Source organism: Caballeronia sp. BR00000012568055 (genome assembly GCF_029439455.1).
Lineage (GTDB): Bacteria > Pseudomonadota > Gammaproteobacteria > Burkholderiales > Burkholderiaceae > Caballeronia.
Window position 1 is genome coordinate 1 of the sequence record NZ_JAQFVG010000064.1, and the last position, 2,907, is coordinate 2,907.

5 protein-coding genes are annotated in these 2,907 nt (G+C 58.9%); 1 reads left to right on the forward strand and 4 read right to left on the reverse strand.

Annotation, left to right across the window (positions count from 1 at the left end):
• The first annotated feature begins 168 nt into the window (after window positions 1–168).
• Window positions 169–897, forward strand: a complete 729-nt coding sequence (locus P7F28_RS04465) for a FadR/GntR family transcriptional regulator (protein WP_277183234.1) — start codon at window positions 169–171, stop codon at window positions 895–897.
• On the opposite strand, the gene P7F28_RS04470 is transcribed toward P7F28_RS04465, so the two are convergent.
• From P7F28_RS04470 to P7F28_RS04485, 4 genes are all read right to left on the reverse strand, one after another.
• Window positions 806–1,255 carry a hypothetical protein gene (locus P7F28_RS04470; protein ID WP_277183235.1) on the reverse strand — a complete coding sequence of 150 codons (450 nt, stop codon included), beginning with the start codon at window positions 1,253–1,255 and terminating at the stop codon, window positions 806–808. The two genes, P7F28_RS04465 and P7F28_RS04470, sit on opposite strands and share 92 nt — an antisense overlap.
• Window positions 1,252–1,947 carry a substrate-binding domain-containing protein gene (locus P7F28_RS04475; protein ID WP_277183236.1) on the reverse strand — a complete coding sequence of 232 codons (696 nt, stop codon included), beginning with the start codon at window positions 1,945–1,947 and terminating at the stop codon, window positions 1,252–1,254. Before P7F28_RS04475 ends, P7F28_RS04470 begins: the two co-directional genes overlap by 4 nt.
• Window positions 1,947–2,630, reverse strand: a complete 684-nt coding sequence (gene ligK, locus P7F28_RS04480) for a 4-carboxy-4-hydroxy-2-oxoadipate aldolase/oxaloacetate decarboxylase (protein ID WP_277183237.1) — start codon at window positions 2,628–2,630, stop codon at window positions 1,947–1,949. The genes P7F28_RS04475 and ligK overlap by 1 nt, the downstream gene beginning before the upstream one ends.
• Before the next feature lie 2 nt (window positions 2,631–2,632).
• On the reverse strand, window positions 2,633–2,907 hold a 275-nt coding region (locus tag P7F28_RS04485; protein WP_277183238.1), incomplete at its 5' end, for an amidohydrolase family protein.

Consider the following 2,907-nt stretch of genomic DNA (forward strand, 5'->3'; position numbering starts at 1 on the left):
TACCACGCGCGCGAATAGGCGAACGGCTCGGAGAGCTTCGCTTCGAGCACATGCGTTCGAATTTGTGTGATTTTCATAGTGTGGACAGGGTCATGCAGGAAAAGAAAGCGTAAAATCAGGCTAACATATCGTATCGTCATTTTTAAATTAAATATGACTTTTTCTACCGTGCCATTCAAGAGAAATCTGCGCGATCAGCTCGTCGAAGTGCTGGGACGCGGCATCGTCAACGGGGAGTTGCAACCGGGCGATATCCTGCCGAGCGAAGGCGAATTGCTCGAACGCTATAGCGTGAGCCGTACGGTTTTGCGCGAGGCACTACAGGTGTTGTCCGCAAAAGGACTAGTGGATTCGAAGCAGCGGCGCGGCACGACGGTGCGTCCGCGTGCGGAGTGGAATCAACTCGACGGCGCGTTGCTCGAATGGCACGGCACATCCGATGTGGCGGATTCTGCGTTGCAGCAGTTGATGGAAGTGCGGCGTATCGTGGAACCGTCCGCGTCGGCGCTCGCGGCCCAACGTGCGGACAAGGATCAACGCAAACGTATGACGGCAGCGTATGAACAGATGGAACGTTCGCGCGGCGACGTCGAAAAGTTCACGGCAGCGGACCTCGAGTTTCATACGTCGATTCTCGAAGCCAGTGGCAATCAGTTTTTATTGCCGATTGCGCAGGCCATCCGCACCACGCTGGCCGAGTCCTTGCAGATTACCAATCCGCGGCCTGAAGAGAATCATCGCGTATCGTTGCCGCTGCACAAGGCCGTGCTGGATGCCATTCTGAAGCGCGACGGACAAGCCGCCTTTAACGCGATGCAGTTACATCTGGACGATACGGAGCGAAGGCGCGCAAAGTGGAAGGCGGCGAAGAAGCGCGCGTCGGTGTCGCCGAAGTAGTGACGTCGTCACGCAAAGATGCGTGAAGCTCGGCCCATTTGCCCAGCAGCGTTGCATCCGATGTGAGAAAGAGCGGCGACGTGATCCACGCGTTCACCTTGCCGCGTTTCGATTCGGCTTCGAATATGCGCAAGTCGCGGTCGGCGCTCACGCCAAAGCATATTAGTTCGCTATACGAATCGAGATCGTGCACTCGCGCTTCATGCAATGGAATCTCGTGGAGGATAGAAAGCGCCGCGCGGACACGGCGCGCGGCGTGCTCGCGATCTTCGGCCATCACGAAGACAAACTGCTCCACGCGCGTTTTGATGCGCAATCGATACAGCGTGTTCTTGCAGTCTTCGCTCAGCGTGCTCATCTGACTGGCTCCATGCCGTGACTGCGTTTCACCTCGTCCGCTTCCGGCGCACTCATAAAAGCAAGCAGTTCGCGCGCGCGTTCCGGGAAGCGCGCATTCGTGCAGATTGCACCTTGAAACACGGTCAATGCTTGAATTTCAGCGGGCAATGGACCGAGCACGTCGATTCCATCGAGACCGATCAGTTCGCTCGTCTGCTGGAAGCCAAGTTCGACTTCGCTGCGCGCAATCAGGGTTCCGACCGCGACACCCGGCGGCGCCTGCACGATACGCGATGCTACGTCGTTCAGAATGCCCCATCGCTCGAAAACACGCATGAGATGCGCACCGCTCGGTCCCGTCGAATAGCCGATGCTGCGTGCGACGAGCACTGCTTGGCGCACATCGGCTTCGCTTTGTATTGACGGATGGCGGGCACCCGCTTTCACCGCGACTGACACGCCCGAACGCGCGAGACTCACACGACTGGCATTGTCGATACGTCCTGCATGCGCAAGCTTATCCAGCGCGTTCGATGCAAGCACCACGATATCGAATACTTTGCCATCCTCAACACATCGCAGCGCCGCCACGCCACCAACCGATTTGATCGCCACGCGCTGGCCGGTGCGCAGCGTGTAGGCGTCGGCGAGATCGGCGAGCACTTGTCGCGTCGCCATCGAAGAAATGCCGGTGATGCTCATGTCCGGCATCAGTCGATATAACGCAAACCCGCTTTTTCCAGCGGTTCGCGCATCTTGTACATATCGAGGCCGAGCACGCCGCTGGCGAGCTTCGCGCGCTTTTCCTCTTCGAGCGCTTCGCGCGCGGTGGCTTTGTCGAGCACCTTCGCTGCGGATGCTGCGGGCACGACCACCACGCCGTCGTCATCCGCGACCACTACATCGCCCGGCGTGACGATCATGCCCGCGCAGACCACGGGAATGTTCACCGAGCCGAGCGTCGCCTTGACGGTGCCTTTTGCGGAGATCGCTTTGCTCCATACTGGAAAGCCCATTTCCGTCAGCACGCGCACGTCGCGCACGCCGCCGTCGATGATGAGCGCACGCGCGCCGCGCGCCTTGAAACTGGTAGCGAGCAAGTCGCCGAAGAAGCCGTCGGTGTTATCCGCCGTGCATGCGGCCACCACGATATCGCCCGGTCTGATCTGCTCGGCGGCAACGTGCATCATCCAGTTATCGCCGGGTTGCAGCAGCACGGTGACGACCGTGCCGCTCACTTGCGCGCCCGCATAAATGGGCCGCAAATAAGGCTTCATCAGACCGACACGGCCCATTGCTTCGTGCACGGTTGCGCTGCCCAGCGTGCCCAGCCTGGTCGCGACTTCTGCGTCCGCACGATTGATGTTGCGATACACCACTCCGAGTTCATACATGATCAACGTCCTTGTGCTTTGAGCGCTGCATCCAGGCGCGGATAAACGCGCCGTGCATTGCCTTCGTAAATCTTGTAGCGCGCCTCCGGTTCGATGCTCGCTGCTTCGACATAGCGCTTCGTATCATCGAAATATTGCCCTGTTTCAGGGTCGATGCCGCGCACCGCGCCGATCATCTCGCTGGCGAACAAGATGTTATCGACGGGAATCACGCGCGTCAGCAGATCGATACCGGGCTGATGATAAACGCAGGTATCGAAGAAAATATTGTTGAGCA

Excerpts from the sequence above, each read along its gene's own strand:
- P7F28_RS04470 (WP_277183235.1), bottom strand. The coding sequence starts at position 1,255 with ATGAGCACGCTGAGCGAAGACTGCAAGAACACGCTGTATCGATTGCGC.
- P7F28_RS04475 (WP_277183236.1), bottom strand. The coding sequence starts at position 1,947 with ATGCCGGACATGAGCATCACCGGCATTTCTTCGATGGCGACGCGACAA.
- ligK (WP_277183237.1), bottom strand. The coding sequence starts at position 2,630 with ATGTATGAACTCGGAGTGGTGTATCGCAACATCAATCGTGCGGACGCA.